This is a genomic window from Streptomyces sp. NPDC058092, assembly GCF_042884935.1.
Classification (GTDB): Bacteria; Actinomycetota; Actinomycetes; order Streptomycetales; family Streptomycetaceae; genus Streptomyces.
In genome coordinates, this window is record NZ_JBHVSY010000008.1 from 116,221 (window position 1) to 132,099 (window position 15,879).

The window sequence follows — 15,879 nt, forward strand, 5'->3', positions numbered from 1 at the left end:
AGGACGAACACACGGGCCGGTTAGTTCACGCTTCGGACGGTGACTTGACCGTTGCCGCTCCGGGCCTTCACCACGTGGCTGCTGTCGTTGCTGCGCGGCGCGTCCACCGAGACGCTTCCGTTGTCGGCCACGGCGTCCACCGCATACCTCACGGAGCCGGCCGGCAGCTCGATGGTGATCCCGCCGTTGTCACTGACGGTGTCCACGAGATCCGGCACGGAGGCGAATCCCAGCCGGACCTTCCCGTTGTCGGACCGCGCCGATACGGACTTGGCCGAAATCCTTTCGGTGACGATGCCACCGTTGTCGCTCTCCAGCCTGAGCGGCCCGCTGGAGTCCCGGACGGTCACCTTCCCGTTGTCGGCGCGGAGGGTGAGCGGAGTGTCGAAGCCGGACGCGACGACCTTCCCGTTGTCCCCCTCGACGACCACTGCCACGCCGCGCGGCACCTTCACCCGGTGCTCCGAGACACAGTCGCTGATCACCGCCCTGCACTTCACCTTGAGCGTGAGCGTGTCGTCCCGCATCTTCCACTGGGGATCGGGCCCGTTCCCGATAACCACCCACCCGTCGACACGACGGGTCACCTCGACCTTCTGCACATCGGCCGGTACGAGCTCCAGCGACGACTGCCCGGAATGGATGGTCAGCGTCTTCCCACTGAGCGCGAACGACTTGTGCTCGGCGGGCGCGTCCCCCGCATCCGCCCCGCCACAGCCGGTGAGGCCGAAACCGAGCAGCACGGCTCCGGCGGACGCGATGAGAGTGCGGGTACGGAGTGCCACGATGAACTTCCCCCAAGTCGTCCGGCGGGTGGTCCCCGACGGTGTGGCCTTCACCGTACGTACGCCGCCCCACCGGCAGAATCCGGACGGCTACCGTATGAGGGGTGGGGATATCCCCCGCACGACGCCACGGCCACGCCACCCCGCGGCCACCCCGGCCACCCCGTCCACTGCCGTCCACTGCCGTCCCGGCACCGTTTGTGACCGTGGGCCGTAGTCCATGTACGCTGTTGCTTCATCCACGGGTGCGTAGCTCAGGGGTAGAGCGCTGCTCTTACAAAGCAGATGTCGGCGGTTCGAAACCGTCCGCGCCCACCAGTGCAAAGGCCCCCAACCGATCATGGTTGGGGGCCTTTGACAGCTACTCCTGACATCAACGGGAGCGGGTCAGGCCATGGGTGTGGTCACTCACGGCCGGGACGCCGCTCGAGCATGCGGTCCAGGTGACTCACGGCCTCGCGCTGGGTGTCCTGGACGACGTGGGTCGTCAGCCGGCCGCCTTGGCGATGATGCGCTCCATCTCCTCTGGGCCGAAGGCCCGCAGAGTCGTGGAACGGACATTGCCCACCCCACCGAGCTGCAGGAGTGCTGCCGTGGCAGTTTCGTCGTCGGGCGCCTCGACGATGGCCACGAGGTCGTACGGACCGACGGTCCAGTAGATGCTCAGGAGCTTCGCCCCGAGCTTCTGTACCGCTGACCCGAAGGCCTCGGCGCGCTTTGCGGTGTCCTTGTAGTTTCGGACCCCTTGATCGGTCCAGCTCAGCAAGGTGACGTACGTCGGCATGTTTTTTCACCTTCACGAGGAGACACATCGTGGGGCCAAGCCTGGACATCTGGGCCAGAACCTGCACGAGATACGCACCCGAACGAGCAATACGAGCGACCACAGGCATCGAGGGGCAGGCTGACATCCACGCCTGACATCAACGACAGCGGACACCAACGGTCGCCGCGGTTCTCTGTGGAGTAGACGGCGAGTCCCTGAAGTGGCTGCGCAAGACCACCGCGATGCTCCCGAAGATCGACCTGCCGGACCTGCTGTTCGAGGTCGACTCCTGGACCGGATTCCTGGACGCCTTCGTACAAACCTGGGCGACGGCCGCACCCGCATGGAGAACCTGAAGACGTCCCTGGTCGCACTGCTGGTGAGCGAGGCGTGCAACATCGGCTACACCCCGTCATCGACCCGGAGGACGAGGCGCTCACCCGGGCCCGGCTGGTGCACGTCGACCAGTACTACCTGCGAGCCGACACCATCGCCGCGGCGAACGCGAAGCTGATCGAGGCCCAGGGGCGGGTGCCGATCGTCGAAGCATATCGCGGGCGGCCCGGATGATCTCGGGGGTGGCGACGGTGGGCCGGCCGCCGACGTTGCCGCGGGCGCGGGCGGCGGCCAGGCCCTCGCGGGTGCCGGAGGCGATGAGCGCGCGGATGAACTCGGCGAGGGCGGCGAAGACGTGGAAGATGAGCCGGCCGCCGGCGGTGGTGGTGTCCAGGCGCTCGTGCAGCGAGGTGAAGCCGACCCCGCGGCCCCTCAGCTCACCGACCACGTTCACCAGGTCCTTGAGGGAGCGGCCGTAGCGGTCGAGTGCGGGGACCACCAGGGTGTCGCCGGGCTGGAGGAAGGCGTGGCACGCCCTCAACTCCGGGCGGAGGTCGTCCTTGCCCTGTCCGCCGGCACCGTCGGTTCGGCGACCAGGAGTTCGAACGAGTCGGGTTCAAGTGGCGTGCTCACGCCGGGAATTCCCTCAGAAAAGGGTGGTCCGGGGTTGTTGAACCACCCTGGTTGTCGAAGGAGTTTTTGAAGGCCCTGGAGGTCTTTTCGATCTTGAATCGGCGATCGTAAACAAGCGAAGGTCTATTGAAGGCTCCCGCACTCAGAAAGTGGCCAGTGCGACGCCGTCATGGCCGCTTGAGGGTCACATACCGAGGGGCCCGGGTGCTTCTTCCTGGCCCCTCGGTATCCCTCATGCCTTGAGGAGCCGTGGCCTTGTTCGTGAGTTGTGAGAGCACGTGCTGCTCGGCGAGCGTGCGATAGGTTCCCCCGCCATGACTGAACTGGGGTCCGTCGCCTGGCCACCTGCCCCGATCAAGACCGAGCGGCTCGTGCTCCGCGAGCCCGAGGCCCGGGACCGTGCGGCGTTCATCGAGCTGTTCTCCTCGCCGGAGGTGGGTACCTACCTGGGCGGCCCTCGGCCGCGTGATGAGTGCGAGCGCGCGTTGCCTGAGACGCCCGAGAGGCGCCCCGGCCTTTTCGTGATCGAGCTCGACGGAGCGTTGATCGGCACCATCGAGCTCAACCGGCGCGACGCGGAGCGTCGGAGTCATGTCCGTCCGGATGCCGGGGAGGCCGAACTCGGCTACCTGCTCCTGCCAGAGGCGTGGGGATGCGGGTACGCCGCCGAGGCGTGCGCGGCGGCGCTCGGCTGGTTCGCCGACGCGCTTCCCGGCGAGCCGGTGGTGCTCTGCACCCAGACCGCCAACGACCGCTCGATGCGCCTCGCGGCGAAGCTGGGGTTCACCGAGGTGCAACGGTACGAGGCGTGGGGCGCCGAACAGTGGATGGGCGTGTGGTCCCCGGTCACGCCGCCCGCTTGAGCTCGTGCCCGGAAGGGGTGGTGTGTCGGCCGTCGGCCTTCGTCGTCTTCGACGGCGTCCGGGTCCCGGAAGGGGCGCAGGCCCTGGCCGGGGCCGCTGGCCTTGATGTTGAACAGGTAGCGGCCCAGGAAGTTGATGTGCCGGTCCTTGAGCGGGGAGAGCCGGGCGACGTCCTCGTCCTTGATGTCGCCGCCCCCGGCGCGGAGCTGGGCGACGGCCGCGTCGAGGTAGCGCGTGTTCCACAGCACCACGGCGTCGAGGACCAGGCCGAGCGTGGCGAGCTGGTCTTCTTGGCCCTCGAGGTACGCCTGGCGGATCTGGCCGCGGCCGCCGTGGCAGATCGCGCGGGCCAGACGATGGCGGGACTCCTGCACGGTGAGCTGTCGGTTCACCGTACTGGTGCAGCTGTCGACGAGTTGGGAGCCGTACGACCTCACCGCAGGCTCACTCGTCGTTCTGCCCGAGAGTGGGCCGCATGCCGGGGCCGGCGTCGTGAACCGTATGGCCGCGGTTGGCATCACGGTCAGCCATGCTGTCGAGCAGCCGGAGCCGCGGCGGGCGACGGCCGAGGAGGCGTCGCATCTCGGCATCCAGCAGGCCGCTCTTGTCACGCACATCTGGCGGACGTACTACAGCGACGCCGGGCGGCCGGTGGAGACGGCGGACATCCATCGTGCCCGCCGCTCTGTGCGAGATCGTCTACGAGATTTCCATCCGGCGACAGCTCGCCTCAGTTCCGCAGGAGCGGCCAGCCGTCCTTGTTGGAGAAGGTCTCGAAGCAGTACCGGGTCGAGCGGCCCCACTCCTCGCCCGTGGCCAGCTCGTATGCCTGATCCGGCACGTACAGCAGCCATTCACCGTCGTACTCGGTCGAGGTGTACGGGGCGAACTTGTCGACGCTGAAAAAGACGCCCTCCCAGACGGCCTGACCCGCGGCGACCACAGCGCAGCGCGTGTACAGGAAATGATCGGCCGATTGCGGGAAGGGGGTGCCGTCTCGGCCTGTCAGGTCCGCGACCGGAATGGTGCCGAACTTCTCCTGGTCCAGGCGGTGGAGCGCCTCGGCATGGCGTTCGGCGAAGCCGATGATGTCAGGGATGGAGCGGCGGCTCAGCTCTTCGGCGAGCCGTTGGCAGCTTGCTTGGGTGGCTTCGCCGTTCAAGGTGTCTATCAGCGCCCAGAAGTCGGCCCATGTCATTCTCACGGGGGCAGGATGCCTCAACCGATCACGATTGGGGGCCTTTGACATCTACTTCCGGCATCAACGGGAGCGGTCAGGTCATGGGTGTGGTCACTCACGGCCGGGACGCCGCTTGAGCATGCGGTCCAGGTGGCTCACGGCCTCGCGCTGGGTGTCCTGGACGACGTGTAGTGGTGACGTCGGGTATGGGAACTGTCTGAAATGCCTCTGTGATCAGAGTGGGGCGAGGATCATGAGGACCTCGTCGCGGGTGTCGTCGGGTGCGAGCCGGAGGGCTCCGGGCCAGCGACCGATCTCGCGCCATCCGAGCCGTCCGTAGAAGTCCTCCAGCCCCTCGCCTCCCCTGGCGGCGAGATGCAGCTGTTCCAGCCCCAGCTCATCTCGGGCGATCTTCCGGAGTTCGTGGACGAGGGCGGCGCCGATGCCTCGTCCGCGCCAGTCGGGGTGGGTCTGGAGGTGGTGAATGGTGCCCCAGTGTCCGACGAGTCGGTAGGGGTCGCGGTTGAGGATGACCCATCCGGCGAGAACGCCGTCGGCCTTGGCAACGAGGAGTCGGCTCTGTTGCGGGTTGAGTCGGCCGACGACTTTGTCCGCGGCAGGCTCGACGTCGTGATCACCGACAGGTGGGAAGGGGAATCCGGCGGCGCCGCCCGCGTTGGTGACAGCGATCCAGCAGTCGATCAGCTCTCGCCGGAGTTCGGGGGTGACGTCGTGTGGGTCGGCGATTTGGACAAGGTCGAGTGCGGGTTCGTGTGGCATGAGAGGGAGCATGTCAGGGGGGTCTGTCATGCTCGCTGTGATCAAGATCCTTTGGTTCGGCAGCCGACTTCGGCGGCGTAGTCGGCCCAGTCGCCGACGGAGAGACGTTGCCAGGCGACGGCGACGTCGGTGCGGATGCCGAGGGTGCGGGCGAGGATTGCGGCGGGGATCTCGGTGGCGCGCTGGAAGAGTGCGGTGCTGCGGGCCTGGTTGGTCGGATTCCGAGCTGGTTCAGGCGCTGGGTCAGCTGTGTGGTGCTGATCGGGCGTCTGGGCCGGCCGCCGGGGAAGAGCCACGGGGACGGGGCCAGGCGCCGATGGTCGCGTGGCCCTTGCGGTTCGCGACGACCACACGGGCCGGTCCGGCGACGGGCTCGGGCAACTGGACGGGTGCACTGCCGAGGTGGAGACGTACTTCCTGAGCGCTGACCTCGACGTCCTCAATGGCCAACCGGTGGATCGCCGATGGCCCTTGTGCGCAGAGGAGAAGGAGCAGTCCTGCGAGGCGGTCTTCGGGTTTGAGAGTGCCGTCGTGCAGGAGCCGGCGTGCGGTGTTCCGTCGGGGACCCACGGGGAACTGCGGATCCCGGCAGGGGCCACCGCCAGCAACACCGAAGTCGGTATCTGGCAGGTCGGCCCCCAACTCGCCCCGCCTCGCTCCTGAAGTGGTGATCACATGTCGGGCGGGCCGGGCACGGGGCGGGGAGTTTCCAGGCGAAGAACGAGTGCACGCAGGGCGCGAAGTTCGGTGTCCAGGGCCTGTGCGCCTTTGCGGCTGAGGGTGATCCATGTTCGGGGGCGCCGACCGGCGTAGCCCTTCTCCATAGTGATCAGGCCCGAGTCCTCAAGCACCTTCAGGTGCCGGGAGAGGTTTCCGTCGGTGACGGCCAGTTGCTTCTTCAGGAAGCCGAACTCGACCCGGTCGGCTTCGTGGGCGACGGTGAGGATGCCGAGCCGCACGCGCTGGTGGACGGTATCGTCCAGCGCCTGAGTCGGATGCAGTCCTTGCTGGTCGTCCGGCGTAGCGGTGCTCACGAGATGACCGTACGCGCACCGGAGGCGTCGGGCGCGGCTCGGCGGTGGGCCGTCGTCCACTCGGACAGACCGGCGAGGAGCAGGACGGCGGCGAGCAGGAGAGCCTTGGCCTGCGGTCCGTCGGTCCAGCCGGGGTGGGCGGGGTGCGTCCAGGGGAGCCACCCAGTGCCCCAGGAGGCTCCCAGGTACCCAGTGAGCAGCAGAGCGTGAGTGGTGCCGGCCGCTGCGGCGATCCAGCTGCGTTCGGCCATGCCGAGGGCCAGGAGTCCGATGCCGACCAGATACCACGGGGAGGCGTAACTGTTCTCCAACAGCGCGGCCTCCCATGGCTGGTTCCTGCCGAACAGCAGCATTACCAGTGCTGCCGCGATCGCCACGGTAGTTGCCGCGGTTGCGCGAATCCACACCCTGCGGCGGGGGACGATGCCCCGGGTCTCGCCACGCAGGCGATACCAACGGGCGAAGACGAACCATGCCAGGGGGAGGAGCGCGAACCACACGCCCCAGGCCGCGAAGCGCAGGACGGCGCCGTCGAACTCGCCCTTCAAGCAGGGAGTGTCCGGCTCATGGACGACGCACAGGCCGGTCAGTTCGGCGTAGGCGAAGGCTGGATAGGACCCGATGCTGCGCCCGTGGGCTCCAAAGTTGAAGGCGTACCTGGCGACCGGCGCGGCCGCCAGCGCGAGGAGGCCGAAGCCGAGGAGGGGGACCCATGAGCCGTTCAGCTGCGTGCGGGTTCCGACCCGCAGGCCTTCCGTCGCTGCCAACAGGCCGGCCGCGTGCGCCCTCGGTTCGGATTCCGCGCCGCTCGGTGCGGGTGTTCCCATGATTTCCCCCTGTGGTCGCGCTTCGGCAACGCTGAGAGGCGGACCACCGGATGACCGTCCGCCGAGCATTAACTTTGCAATGCAAAGTACATGGCAGTCAAGAGCACGCGGCGCGCCGTCCCACCCAAAGCGCCTCCTCCGAACGGCAATGCACGGTCGGAGAGGGCGGCAACCAACCGCTGGGACGTCCCGCGATCACCACGAGACAGGCGGTACAGCAGCGGGGTACAGCGACCATCGCAACCACCCCGACCCTCGGCAGCTCGACCGGTAGGGGGCGGCTTTCACGTGCGTCACACGTGGCTGCTGACGAGGAGGCATCAGAGGGTCTCCGCCGGTGCGAACCAGGTGTGCGCGAAGGGGGCGTGAGGTACAGCCGCCGGGCGCCGCTTCGCCCGTTCCTCGCTGGCCAGCACGTACGGGCGGACGAGCGCGGTCTCCTCGCCCACGAGAACGTCCATGCGGTCTCGACACTGCCCCATGAGCAGCGTCGGCCAGTTACAGAGTCCGAGGTGAACGACCGTCGGTCGGGCGGGTGTTAAGGGGCGGCGGTGCCGGCCCGTGGGAGGTGCCGCTCACTGGTGCGTGAGACGGCACGACGGATACGGTTGAACACGCTGATCAGCTCCTGTCGCTGATGGTCAGGTCCCCGGACATCGTCGTGCCCGCCGCTCTGTGCGAGATCGTCTACGAGATCCCCATCAATCGGCAGCAGGGGTAGCGCGGCTCGGGGTATCGTCCGTGCCGGCTGCAATCCCGGTGCTGCAAAGACGGGCGATCGGGCAACGGATGACCGGGAGTTTCCGTTGCTTGCGCCCGTACCAATGCCAGAACACCCCTAAGGCTTCGCCCATGGTGACTGCGACTGTCCGCGAGTGGCGCGACGAGGAGGGGTGGGGCGTGCTCGACTCCCCGGAGCCCCCCGGCGGGTGCTGGGGGCACTACTCGAACGTCCGGATGGCAGGGTTCCGCACGCTGTGGCCCGGGCAGCAGGTTCGCAAGAAGGTGCCCGTGCCCCGTCCGTTCCAGACTCGGCGGGGAACCACGGTCAACCATGGGCGCCGCGGTGGTCCCGGCCGCCGTGGACGCGGCGGCCGTGGCGGTGTACGTGGAACGGGCCCGGCCGGTCCACCTGCCCTTCCGGGGCGAGGTGGTCCGGGCGGACCCGCCGGAACCGGAACCGGACGCGAAGCCGGCCCCCGGGACCCCCGTGGTCCCGAGTGGCCCCCGGATCCGCGCCGTCAGGAGATGCGGATGGCCGACCAGTTCGTGGCCTTGCCGACCTGCGACCGGTTGTCGAAGCCGCCGTGGCCGTTGCCCCGGTTCAGCCAGGCGCGGCCGTCCTTGTCGAGCGAGATCAGGTCGGCCCGGCCGTCCCCGGACAGGTCGAGCCCGCCGACCACGTCCTTGTAGGAGGTGCCCCAGTCCTTGAAGACCAGCGACCGGGGCGTGAAGGTGCCGGCGCCGGTCCCGCTGAACCGCCACAGCTCGTTCGACGCGTCGAGGGCCAGCAGATCGTTCTTGCCGTCGCCGCCGAGGTCCCCGGCGGCGATCAGCCTCTTGTAGCCGCCGAAGCCGGACCCGGCGAGCGAGCGGGCCTTGAAGCCGCCCGCGCCGTTGTTCGCGTACACGTACAGCTTCCCGGTCGCGGCGGACCGGGTCAGCAGGTCGGCCCGGCCGTCGCCCGTCACGTCGCCGGGCGAGACGACCGCGTCGTACCCGCTCCAGTCCGAGGAGACCTTGACGTGGAACGACTGCTGGTCGGGCAGCCCGCCGCAGATCGTCGGGTAGACGCGGGCCTCGCCCTTCGGGTAGCGGACGAACACGTCGTTGCAGCGGTCGCCGTCGAGGTCGCCGAACGGCAGCACGAGCGTGCCCGTCGGCCAGCTGCTCGCGCGCTGCCCCGCGGACAACTTCGTCGCGTCGCCCGCGTACACCTTCAGCCCGGTGCTGTCCCGGCCGAACAGGTCAGCCTTGCCGTCGTCCGTGTAGTCACGCCACTTGGGCAGCGCGCGGCTGGTGGTGGTGGACTGGTGGACGCCGTCCAGGACGGTGCTGTTCGTCTCGGTCCGCTTGTACTCGTCCCACAGCACGACGGGCCGGCCGAGCGCGTCGGCGGCCACCTGGGGCGCCCCGGTGAACTGGGCACTCGTCGCGCTCAGCCGCCGCGGGGCGGACCAGGTGCCGCCTTTGAAGACGGCGGCCATCGTGTACTCCTCGTACGAGTAGCCCTCCCGCCACGTCACCGTGACCGTGCCGCCCGAGGTGGCGGCCGCGCCGACCGCGCGCACCTTCTTGTGCGTGGAGAAGCGCTGCGTGTACGGCTGCCAGACGCCGGTGGCCGCCGAGCGCACCGCGTACCAGGGGCCGGTCGAGTAGCCGGGCCCGCCGGCGACGAAGAGGTCGCCGTTGGGCAGGTGGACGGGCGCCGTCATCCCGTACGTGCTGCCATAGTCGGCGGCGGACCGCGGGGTGCTCCACTGCGTGGCGCCCGCGGGCCGGCGCGTGTGCATGAGGTGCGCGATGTTGTCGTAGAACACGTCGAAGCCGCCCTGTGGATCGGCGAACACCTTCGGGCGCGCCAGGTCCACGCCCGGGACCGGGAAGCCCTGGACCGCGGTCCAGGAGGACGCGCCGGGGGCCTTCTCCAGGGCGACGACGGCCTTGCTTGCCTGCCACTGCCACACCAGCAGGGCGGTGCCGTCCTTGGCGACCGCCAGGTCCATGCCGGAAATGTCCCGGCTGCCGGACGGCGGCTGCTCGTTGAGGTCGGCCGGAGCGGTCCACGCGGCTTGCGGGCCGGTCTTCGCGGCGGCCTTCACGACGCCGGAGACCGACCACACGGCGACCAGCCGGCCGTCGGGGGCCGCCGCCAGGTGGTGGTAGCCCTTCTGGGGGACCGCGGCGACGTACTCGGGCTCGGAGAAGGCGGTCGCGCCGGGCGTGAGGGTGGCCACCTTCAGCCAGTAGTTGTTGTGGTCGTCGGCGCGCTGGGCCCGCCAGACCAGGCGCACCGAGCCGTCGCCGAGCGAGACAAGCTCGGTGTTGTACCCGCCGGCGTCCGGCCAGGTCTGCGGGGCGAGCCAGCGAGTGCTGCCGGCGGGCCGGATCCGGGTGGAACGGGAGAGCCCGTCGCCGGTGAGGGAGACGAGGGCGCCGTTCCCGGCCGACTCCAGGGCGTTCAGACCGCCCGAGGCGGAGGCGGGGTTGGGGTTCGGGGCGTGCAGGGTGCGGGTGCCCCACGGGCCCGGCGCAGGCGTCCCGACGGCGGCCGAGGCAGTGCCGGCGGCCGTGGCGGTGGTGCCGGTGGCCGCGCCCGCGGCCGTGGCGGTGGTGTGGGCGGCGGCCGGGGCCGCGGCCGCCAGGGCGAGGACGGGAGTGAGCGCGATGCCGAGCACCGCGCGGGACTGCGAAGTCATGGGAATGCCCCCCCGGGCAGGGCGTATCCGGTGGCACGGATTCGCCGAACTGATTCGAGCAAGTCGGGCGCAGCCTATATCAGCCAAGATCGGCCCGAGCAGGGGTTTCCCTCCCCCTGCTCAGAGGAATTCGGCCGGCGCGTCCAGCGCGCGCAGCAGCTCGCCCTCGTCGCCCGACGGCAGCTGCGCCACCACCTCCTCCACGCCCGGCTCCGCGTAGTGGTCGCGCTTGCCGCGCGAGGGGTGGATGGCGTACGAGAAGACCTGGAGCGCCTTGGGATCCCGGCCCGCCTCCTCCCGGGCGGCGCGCAGCACCGGCAGGGTCTCGGTCAGCCCGCGCCGAGGACGGCCTGAACGAGTGAGGTGATGCGAGTGGTGCCGCACCGCTTCGTGGGCGAGGAAATCGGTCGCGCCGCGTGAGGTGAGCCGTTAACTTCCGTCTGAGCCCAGTGAGATATGAGACGTGACGGCGATGGGAGCCATGCATGGAGACCGAGGGCGCGCGGACCGACCGTTTGGGCTTGCTGCTCGGCCAATTCGACCAGGCCAGGGAGATGGCCCAGGTGCGGCTGACGGGGCTCGGTGACGAGGAGTACCTGTGGGAGCCGGTGGCCGGTTGCTGGTCGGTCCGGCGCCGGGGCGAGGCGGCGACGCCCAGGGCGTACGGGCCGGGCGAGTGGGTGCTCGACAAGGGCGCTCCGGACATCCCGGCGAACGAGTACGCCGAGGTCGGCCGGCAGGCCGCCGGCGGCATGACGGTCGCCAAGATCGCCGATGACTGGAGCGTGAGCGTCGAGCGGGTCGAGCAGATCCTCGCCCACACCGGTGAGCCGGAGTCCGACGAAGTGCCGGTCACCACCATCGCGTGGCGACTGGGGCACTTGCACTCCTGCCTGGCGGGCCGATGGGAGTGGACCTTCGGTGAACGGCGGCAGGAGCCGAAGCTGCTGGTCGACTTCACCCCCTCCGCCGCCTTGGCACTTGAGCGGTTCTGGGCGCTGATCGACGGCTGGCGCGACAGTGTCGCAGCTGTTACCGAAGAGCAGCTCGACACGGTCGGCTTCTCGCAGTACCCGTACGGCTCCGACCCGGACGACCCATTCATCGCCGTGCTTGCGGGGGCCAACCTCGAATTCATCCACCACATGGCCGAGATCGCGTTGCTTCGCGACCTGTGGCGGGCCCGCTCCACCACTCCCGGGTAGGCCTGGGCACGCCGCGAGGGTGTTCCACGGCGTTTCCGATCCACACGCCAGGAGCCGGTGGTCACGCGCCTTTCGAGTTGCGGTTGTGGGTACGCCGGTTGCCCATCTTGGCAACAGTCACGCCTTCGGCGCGCAGCGTGGTGAGGGCAGCGGAAGCGGACAGGGCGCTGGGCAGTGAGCCTCCAGGCACGGGGACGCCCCCGTGCTGGTACCCGGGGGCGTCGCTTGGGACGTGGTCAGGCGCTGGTTGTGCCTTCGGGCGTGGGCGCCGGCCAGGTGTCGCCGCGCAGGCGGCACTCGTAGACGCGGCTCGCGTGCACCGGCACTGACGGGTAGGCGGCGGCGATGCTTGCCACGAACGCTTCGGCGGCGGCCTGCGCCGCAGCGTCCTCGTGTGGCATCTGGGACGGGGATGAACTGAACGAAATCTCGATCTTGGTGCTTATTTCCACGTCTTCCGCGGAGGCCCACACGTCGTACTGAACGCTGTATGCGCCATCGGGAGCGGGCATATCTGAGTCTCCTCACAAAGGGGGCCCCAGGCGTATGAACTGGAGCTGTGGCGGCAAGTGATCCTAGAACATGAGGAGTTGGTCTGTAGGCGGAGTGTATGAGCAAGGCCGGCGGGCCTTGCGTCCAGCAACTTCCGGAGCCCGGCCGGCAGCCCGGGGCCGTCCGGCGGTGCGTCGGACGGCCGCTGGGTGAGGTCTCCGCGGGGCTTGCTCACCGCCCGGGGGTGCGTGGTGCCGGGGTGGCGCGGGTCGTGGTCAGGCCTCCTCCGAGTGGATGTCGACGGTGATCACGGCGTTCTTGATGGCGGCCTGGACCGCGGCGACGATGGTCTCGGTGTCCGCACCCGTGCCGACCTGGCCCGCGAGTGCGGTGATCGCGGCGGACTGGGCGGCCAGGGTCTTGTCCATGCGCCGGATGCGGGCCTGCATGTCCTTGAGGATGCTCTGCGGCTGCCACGTCGGATTCGTCTCGTGGTCCGCCGCGTCGGAGGGGCCGCCGATCGCGTCCGTCTTCCATACGGCGTCGAAGATGTCCTTCTTGGTGATCCCCGCCATGGGGTCCTCCTCTTGGTCGGAGCCGGGGTCCCAGCTCGCGGGGTGCTTCAGCCGCTCGGCCACATCGGCCCGGAGCCGGACCATCGTGAAACCGCGGGGGTCGACCTTGTCCGCGCTCCACTCCAGGTGGCCGATCACGCTCTTCGCCGACCAGCCGTGAGCCCGGCACAGCGCGGCCTGGACGCGGACAATCGCCTGGTACTGCGCCTTGGGCCAGGGGTCTTTGCCGTCGCCGAGGTTCTCGCACTCCCAGCCGTAGAAGCGCGCATTGCCGTCGATTCCGTTCGCGTTGCCCTTCGTGGGCGGGGTCGGGCGAGTGCCGTAGGACTCGGCGATGACCTGCTCCAGCACACGCGGGTCGCCGCCGCCGGCGTGGTTGGCGCGGCCCCAGCCGACCATGTGCACCCGGCCGTCCTTCGCGATCATTCCGTGGCACAGAGGACCGGGCAGATCCGCGTAGCCGTCCCGGACGATGCGGACAGTTGAGGCGGTGCCCTTGGTGACCGTGTGGTGCACGATCGACCCGTGGACCGGACCCCACGCCCCCTTCGAGTTCCTGTTGTGCGTACGCCAGTTACCGACTTCGACGATGCGCACGCCTTCCGCTCGCAAAGCGGATATGACCTGTGCGGCAGTCAGGGGCTGTGCCATGTGGTTCTTCCTTTCACCCTGAGGTGTACGCGACGTTCCGGGGCGTGCCCTCAAACTTGTCGGCGACCCCGTCGATCGACTTCACCTTCTCCACCCGGAAGTACGGACCACGCCACGTCGAACCCGCTGCCGTGACCGTGTACTTCGTGCCGTTCGTCAATGCCCGCGTGAACGTCAGCCGTTCCGGAGAAGCGACTGGCCCTCAGGAGTTTCATACCCCTTCCACGATTGCCGGACTCGACCGCGTGGCCGGCGACGTGTACGTCCCGCCTGTTACGAGCACGCCACTCCGATCTCCCCGTTCTGCCGCTGAAATGCCCGGTACACCGTCGGCTCGGCAGCAGGCATCGCGTGATCGGCACAAGTCCGCGGTTCCGTACCAAGTTGCGTCGACGATCTCACGGACACCGATCACATCGTCCCCCGGATGGTGATGCCGATGCGACGGACACCCGTACCCGACGGCACCGGCGTGGTGGTACGTCGAGCGGAACATCGACGAGGTCAACCGTCACGCGTCCTGCATGAGATGCAGCGGCTTCCGGGGTCCGAGGTGCGGGCGGCAGTCCCGACGCGGAACGGCTTTTCGTCCCCGGACGCATGTACGCCCGCGCCCGCGCACAGCGTGGTTCGGCGCTGGTTCACCGGTCCTGACGGGCAGTGGGGCCCGGCCCCACCCGCTCCCGCGGGGACAGGTCACCCCCGACGATCGTCAGGGTAGACACCTGCCGTTCGGCCCGGGTCCCCGGCTTCCCCCGCTTCTAGGTTCGCTTCCCACGAGACGAGAAACCGGAACCGGACCCGGAAGAAACAGGACCCGGAACGGGCGGCCGCTGCTCGCCTGTGGCGCCCTGGGAGCCGGGGCGGCCGCTGTCGTGGGGCTCGCGCCCGGCGGATTGGGCAGGGAGGAAGCCGTGGAGGTGACAGGGGGTGCCTCCGCGTCCGCCTACCACTCGCTGACCGGGGCGGTGGCCGACGGCCCCTCCTGGGCAGGGCCGCTGCTGGAGGCGGCCACCGAGGGCACCCTGGTGGCTCTCGGGATGCTGCTGGTGTGGGTCTGGTGGAGTGGCGTACGGCGCGGGGACACCCGGCTGTCCGCCGGTACCGTGCTCACCGGCGTCGGCACCGTGGTGGCGTACGCCGTCAGCGAGGTGGTGAAGCTGGTGGTGGACGAGGAACGGCCCTGCCGGGTCCTGCACAGTGCCGCGGAAGCGGTCGCGGAATGCCCGCCACCCGGCGACTGGTCCTTCCCGAGCAACCACGCGACCCTGGCCGCCGGTCTCGCGGTGGGCCTGGCCGTGCTGCGGCCCCGGCTCGCCGCCGTCACCCTGCCCCTGGCCGGGGCTGCCGCGATGCTGCGGGTCCTGGTCGGGGTGCACTACCCGCACGACGTACTGGCCGGTGCGGTCCTCGGGGGCTCGGTGGTCGCGGCCGTACTGTTCGCCTTCCTGCCGCTCGCCCGCACGGCGGTGTCAGCGATCGGGCGGCGGCTGCGCAGGCGCGACGATCCCGGCCTCGTGGGCGACGACCGCCGCGGCGGCACGGTTGTCCACGCCCAGTCGGGCCAGGATGGAACTCACATGCGCCTTGACCGTCCCTTCCACCACATGGAGCCGCCGGGCGATCTGCCCGTTGGACAGCCCGCTGCCGAGGAGGGCCAGTACGTCGCGTTCCCGGGCGGTCAGCCCGCGGACCCGTTCCCGGGCGGCGGTACGGCGGCCGGCCAGAGCGCCCGCGCCCGTCGCCGAGAGATGGGCGACGACCCGCGCCGCGACCTTCGGTGACAGATAGGCGGCGCCGTCGGCCACCGCGCGGACACCCGCGATGAGTTCTTCGGGCTCGCCCGACTTGATCAGGAAGCCTGCGGCGCCGCCCCCGAGGGCCTGGAGGATGTAGTCGTCCTCACCGAAGGTCGTCAGCATCACGACCCCGGTCTCCGGCACGGTGCGCCGGATCTCGGCCGCCGCCTCGATGCCGTTCATCCCCGGCATCCGGATGTCGAGCACGGCGACGGCCGGACGGTGGCGGCGGACCAGCTCGACGAACCGCCCCGCCATGAGCAGCCAGGACGGCACCAGGGCCACCGCCACCACCCCGCCCGCGACCACAGCCACGAGCACGAGAACCGTGGGCCCGGTCCTGCCCGGCTCCCGGCCGGCGAAAAAGGCCGCCGTGGCCGCGGGCAGGGCCCACCACATGCTGACGGCACTCAACCCGACACACACCGCTGCGGCGACGGTCAGAAGACCTCCCGGGCCGGCGGCCCGCCGGACCGCACCGCTGATCACCGCTCTGTCCACCCGGCCGACGGTACGCAGCACGGGGGTATCCGG

18 protein-coding genes, 1 tRNA gene and 7 pseudogenes are annotated in these 15,879 nt (G+C 69.7%); 8 read left to right on the plus strand and 18 right to left on the minus strand.

Translation table 11 applies throughout. The features are described from left to right. Positions 1-20: 20 nt before the first annotated feature. Positions 21-785 carry a DUF4097 family beta strand repeat-containing protein gene (locus tag ACFVV1_RS15580; RefSeq protein ID WP_389989740.1) on the minus strand — a complete coding sequence of 255 codons (765 nt, stop codon included), beginning with the start codon at positions 783-785 and terminating at the stop codon, positions 21-23. 243 nt (positions 786-1,028) lie between these two features. Between ACFVV1_RS15580 and ACFVV1_RS15585 the strand changes: the two genes are divergently transcribed. Beyond that, positions 1,029-1,103, plus strand: a tRNA-Val gene (locus ACFVV1_RS15585). Positions 1,104-1,189: 86 nt separating this feature from the next. Here ACFVV1_RS15585 and ACFVV1_RS15590 read toward each other — a convergent pair. After that, positions 1,190-1,270, minus strand: a pseudogene (locus ACFVV1_RS15590) (integrase); the annotation flags it as partial. 2 nt (positions 1,271-1,272) lie between these two features. After that, a complete protein-coding gene (locus ACFVV1_RS15595; RefSeq protein WP_389989741.1) occupies positions 1,273-1,569 on the minus strand; it encodes a GYD domain-containing protein in 297 nt (98 codons plus the stop codon). A gap of 191 nt (positions 1,570-1,760) precedes the next feature. On the opposite strand from ACFVV1_RS15595, the pseudogene ACFVV1_RS15600 reads away from it, so the two are divergent. Then, positions 1,761-2,094 (plus strand): annotated as a pseudogene (locus ACFVV1_RS15600) (Tn3 family transposase); the annotation flags it as partial. On the opposite strand, the gene ACFVV1_RS15605 reads toward ACFVV1_RS15600, so the two are convergent. Beyond that, positions 1,988-2,428: a recombinase family protein gene (locus tag ACFVV1_RS15605; protein WP_389989742.1), complete on the minus strand. Its 441-nt coding sequence runs from the start codon at positions 2,426-2,428 to the stop codon at positions 1,988-1,990. The pseudogene ACFVV1_RS15600 and the gene ACFVV1_RS15605 overlap by 107 nt on opposite strands. Positions 2,429-2,834: 406 nt before the next feature. On the opposite strand from ACFVV1_RS15605, the gene ACFVV1_RS15610 reads away from it, so the two are divergent. Then, entirely contained in the window at positions 2,835-3,383 is a 549-nt protein-coding gene (locus ACFVV1_RS15610; RefSeq protein WP_389989743.1) for a GNAT family N-acetyltransferase, read from the plus strand. A 53-nt stretch (positions 3,384-3,436) separates the two neighbouring features. On the opposite strand, the pseudogene ACFVV1_RS15615 reads toward ACFVV1_RS15610, so the two are convergent. Then, positions 3,437-3,778: pseudogene (locus tag ACFVV1_RS15615) on the minus strand (Tn3 family transposase); the annotation flags it as partial. Between the two features lie 4 nt (positions 3,779-3,782). Here ACFVV1_RS15615 and ACFVV1_RS15620 point away from each other — a divergent pair. Continuing rightward, a pseudogene (locus ACFVV1_RS15620) lies at positions 3,783-4,104 on the plus strand (UTRA domain-containing protein); the annotation flags it as partial. Positions 4,105-4,113: 9 nt separating this feature from the next. On the opposite strand, the gene ACFVV1_RS15625 reads toward ACFVV1_RS15620, so the two are convergent. The 4 genes and pseudogenes from ACFVV1_RS15625 to ACFVV1_RS15640 form a co-directional block, all read right to left on the minus strand. After that, positions 4,114-4,581 carry a DUF4240 domain-containing protein gene (locus tag ACFVV1_RS15625; RefSeq protein WP_389989915.1) on the minus strand — a complete coding sequence of 156 codons (468 nt, stop codon included), beginning with the start codon at positions 4,579-4,581 and terminating at the stop codon, positions 4,114-4,116. 93 nt (positions 4,582-4,674) lie between these two features. Beyond that, a pseudogene (locus ACFVV1_RS15630) lies at positions 4,675-4,752 on the minus strand (integrase); the annotation flags it as partial. Positions 4,753-4,797: 45 nt separating this feature from the next. Next, positions 4,798-5,343 carry a GNAT family N-acetyltransferase gene (locus tag ACFVV1_RS15635; protein ID WP_389989744.1) on the minus strand — a complete coding sequence of 182 codons (546 nt, stop codon included), beginning with the start codon at positions 5,341-5,343 and terminating at the stop codon, positions 4,798-4,800. Between the two features lie 41 nt (positions 5,344-5,384). Next, the gene (locus ACFVV1_RS15640; RefSeq protein ID WP_389989745.1) at positions 5,385-5,639 is read right to left on the minus strand and encodes a hypothetical protein; all 255 of its coding nucleotides are present in this window, start codon (positions 5,637-5,639) and stop codon (positions 5,385-5,387) included. A gap of 28 nt (positions 5,640-5,667) precedes the next feature. On the opposite strand from ACFVV1_RS15640, the gene ACFVV1_RS15645 reads away from it, so the two are divergent. Beyond that, the gene (locus tag ACFVV1_RS15645) at positions 5,668-6,006 is read left to right on the plus strand and encodes a hypothetical protein (protein ID WP_389989746.1); all 339 of its coding nucleotides are present in this window, start codon (positions 5,668-5,670) and stop codon (positions 6,004-6,006) included. An 8-nt stretch (positions 6,007-6,014) separates the two neighbouring features. Here ACFVV1_RS15645 and ACFVV1_RS15650 read toward each other — a convergent pair whose 3' ends face one another. The 3 genes from ACFVV1_RS15650 to ACFVV1_RS15660 form a co-directional block, all read right to left on the minus strand. Further along, on the minus strand, positions 6,015-6,377 hold the full coding sequence (locus ACFVV1_RS15650) for a transcriptional regulator (RefSeq protein ID WP_389989747.1): 363 nt from the start codon (positions 6,375-6,377) through the stop codon (positions 6,015-6,017). Next, positions 6,374-7,204, minus strand: coding sequence for a hypothetical protein (locus tag ACFVV1_RS15655; protein WP_389989748.1), 831 nt, complete (start codon positions 7,202-7,204; stop codon positions 6,374-6,376). Before ACFVV1_RS15655 ends, ACFVV1_RS15650 begins: the two co-directional genes overlap by 4 nt. A gap of 320 nt (positions 7,205-7,524) precedes the next feature. Next, on the minus strand, positions 7,525-7,665 hold the full coding sequence (locus ACFVV1_RS15660) for a hypothetical protein (RefSeq protein WP_389989749.1): 141 nt from the start codon (positions 7,663-7,665) through the stop codon (positions 7,525-7,527). Between the two features lie 391 nt (positions 7,666-8,056). On the opposite strand from ACFVV1_RS15660, the pseudogene ACFVV1_RS15665 reads away from it, so the two are divergent. After that, a pseudogene (locus ACFVV1_RS15665) lies at positions 8,057-8,200 on the plus strand (cold-shock protein); the annotation flags it as partial. Between the two features lie 245 nt (positions 8,201-8,445). Here ACFVV1_RS15665 and ACFVV1_RS15670 read toward each other — a convergent pair. Then, positions 8,446-10,623: an FG-GAP repeat domain-containing protein gene (locus ACFVV1_RS15670; RefSeq protein ID WP_389989750.1), complete on the minus strand. Its 2,178-nt coding sequence runs from the start codon at positions 10,621-10,623 to the stop codon at positions 8,446-8,448. A 120-nt stretch (positions 10,624-10,743) separates the two neighbouring features. Then, positions 10,744-10,938: a hypothetical protein gene (locus ACFVV1_RS15675; RefSeq protein ID WP_389989751.1), complete on the minus strand. Its 195-nt coding sequence runs from the start codon at positions 10,936-10,938 to the stop codon at positions 10,744-10,746. A 170-nt stretch (positions 10,939-11,108) separates the two neighbouring features. On the opposite strand from ACFVV1_RS15675, the gene ACFVV1_RS15680 reads away from it, so the two are divergent. Next, complete coding sequence (locus ACFVV1_RS15680) at positions 11,109-11,828, plus strand: DinB family protein (protein ID WP_389989752.1); 720 nt, start codon at positions 11,109-11,111, stop codon at positions 11,826-11,828. Between the two features lie 236 nt (positions 11,829-12,064). On the opposite strand, the gene ACFVV1_RS15685 is transcribed toward ACFVV1_RS15680, so the two are convergent. The 3 genes from ACFVV1_RS15685 to ACFVV1_RS15695 form a co-directional block, all read right to left on the minus strand. After that, complete coding sequence (locus tag ACFVV1_RS15685; protein WP_389989753.1) at positions 12,065-12,340, minus strand: hypothetical protein; 276 nt, start codon at positions 12,338-12,340, stop codon at positions 12,065-12,067. A gap of 255 nt (positions 12,341-12,595) precedes the next feature. Continuing rightward, positions 12,596-13,546 (minus strand): N-acetylmuramoyl-L-alanine amidase, encoded by a 951-nt coding sequence (locus ACFVV1_RS15690; protein ID WP_389989754.1) that lies wholly within the window; start codon positions 13,544-13,546, stop codon positions 12,596-12,598. 946 nt (positions 13,547-14,492) lie between these two features. Further along, complete coding sequence (locus ACFVV1_RS15695) at positions 14,493-14,804, minus strand: hypothetical protein (protein WP_389989925.1); 312 nt, start codon at positions 14,802-14,804, stop codon at positions 14,493-14,495. Here ACFVV1_RS15695 and ACFVV1_RS15700 point away from each other — a divergent pair. Then, positions 14,713-14,925 (plus strand): annotated as a pseudogene (locus ACFVV1_RS15700) (phosphatase PAP2 family protein); the annotation flags it as partial. The gene ACFVV1_RS15695 and the pseudogene ACFVV1_RS15700 overlap by 92 nt on opposite strands. A 93-nt stretch (positions 14,926-15,018) precedes the next feature. On the opposite strand, the gene ACFVV1_RS15705 reads toward ACFVV1_RS15700, so the two are convergent. Further along, positions 15,019-15,867, minus strand: a complete 849-nt coding sequence (locus ACFVV1_RS15705) for a response regulator (RefSeq protein ID WP_389989755.1) — start codon at positions 15,865-15,867, stop codon at positions 15,019-15,021. Between the last annotated feature and the right edge of the window lie 12 nt (positions 15,868-15,879).

What these genes read in the sequence shown, in the direction of transcription:
- ACFVV1_RS15595 (WP_389989741.1), bottom strand. Translation starts at nt 1,569, where the DNA reads ATGCCGACGTACGTCACCTTGCTGAGCTGGACCGATCAAGGGGTCCGA.
- ACFVV1_RS15610 (WP_389989743.1), top strand. Translation starts at nt 2,835, where the DNA reads ATGACTGAACTGGGGTCCGTCGCCTGGCCACCTGCCCCGATCAAGACC.
- ACFVV1_RS15625 (WP_389989915.1), bottom strand. Translation starts at nt 4,581, where the DNA reads ATGACATGGGCCGACTTCTGGGCGCTGATAGACACCTTGAACGGCGAA.
- ACFVV1_RS15635 (WP_389989744.1), bottom strand. Translation starts at nt 5,343, where the DNA reads ATGCCACACGAACCCGCACTCGACCTTGTCCAAATCGCCGACCCACAC.
- ACFVV1_RS15655 (WP_389989748.1), bottom strand. Translation starts at nt 7,204, where the DNA reads ATGGGAACACCCGCACCGAGCGGCGCGGAATCCGAACCGAGGGCGCAC.
- ACFVV1_RS15660 (WP_389989749.1), bottom strand. Translation starts at nt 7,665, where the DNA reads ATGGACGTTCTCGTGGGCGAGGAGACCGCGCTCGTCCGCCCGTACGTG.
- ACFVV1_RS15670 (WP_389989750.1), bottom strand. Translation starts at nt 10,623, where the DNA reads ATGACTTCGCAGTCCCGCGCGGTGCTCGGCATCGCGCTCACTCCCGTC.
- ACFVV1_RS15680 (WP_389989752.1), top strand. Translation starts at nt 11,109, where the DNA reads ATGGAGACCGAGGGCGCGCGGACCGACCGTTTGGGCTTGCTGCTCGGC.
- ACFVV1_RS15685 (WP_389989753.1), bottom strand. Translation starts at nt 12,340, where the DNA reads ATGCCCGCTCCCGATGGCGCATACAGCGTTCAGTACGACGTGTGGGCC.
- ACFVV1_RS15690 (WP_389989754.1), bottom strand. Translation starts at nt 13,546, where the DNA reads ATGGCACAGCCCCTGACTGCCGCACAGGTCATATCCGCTTTGCGAGCG.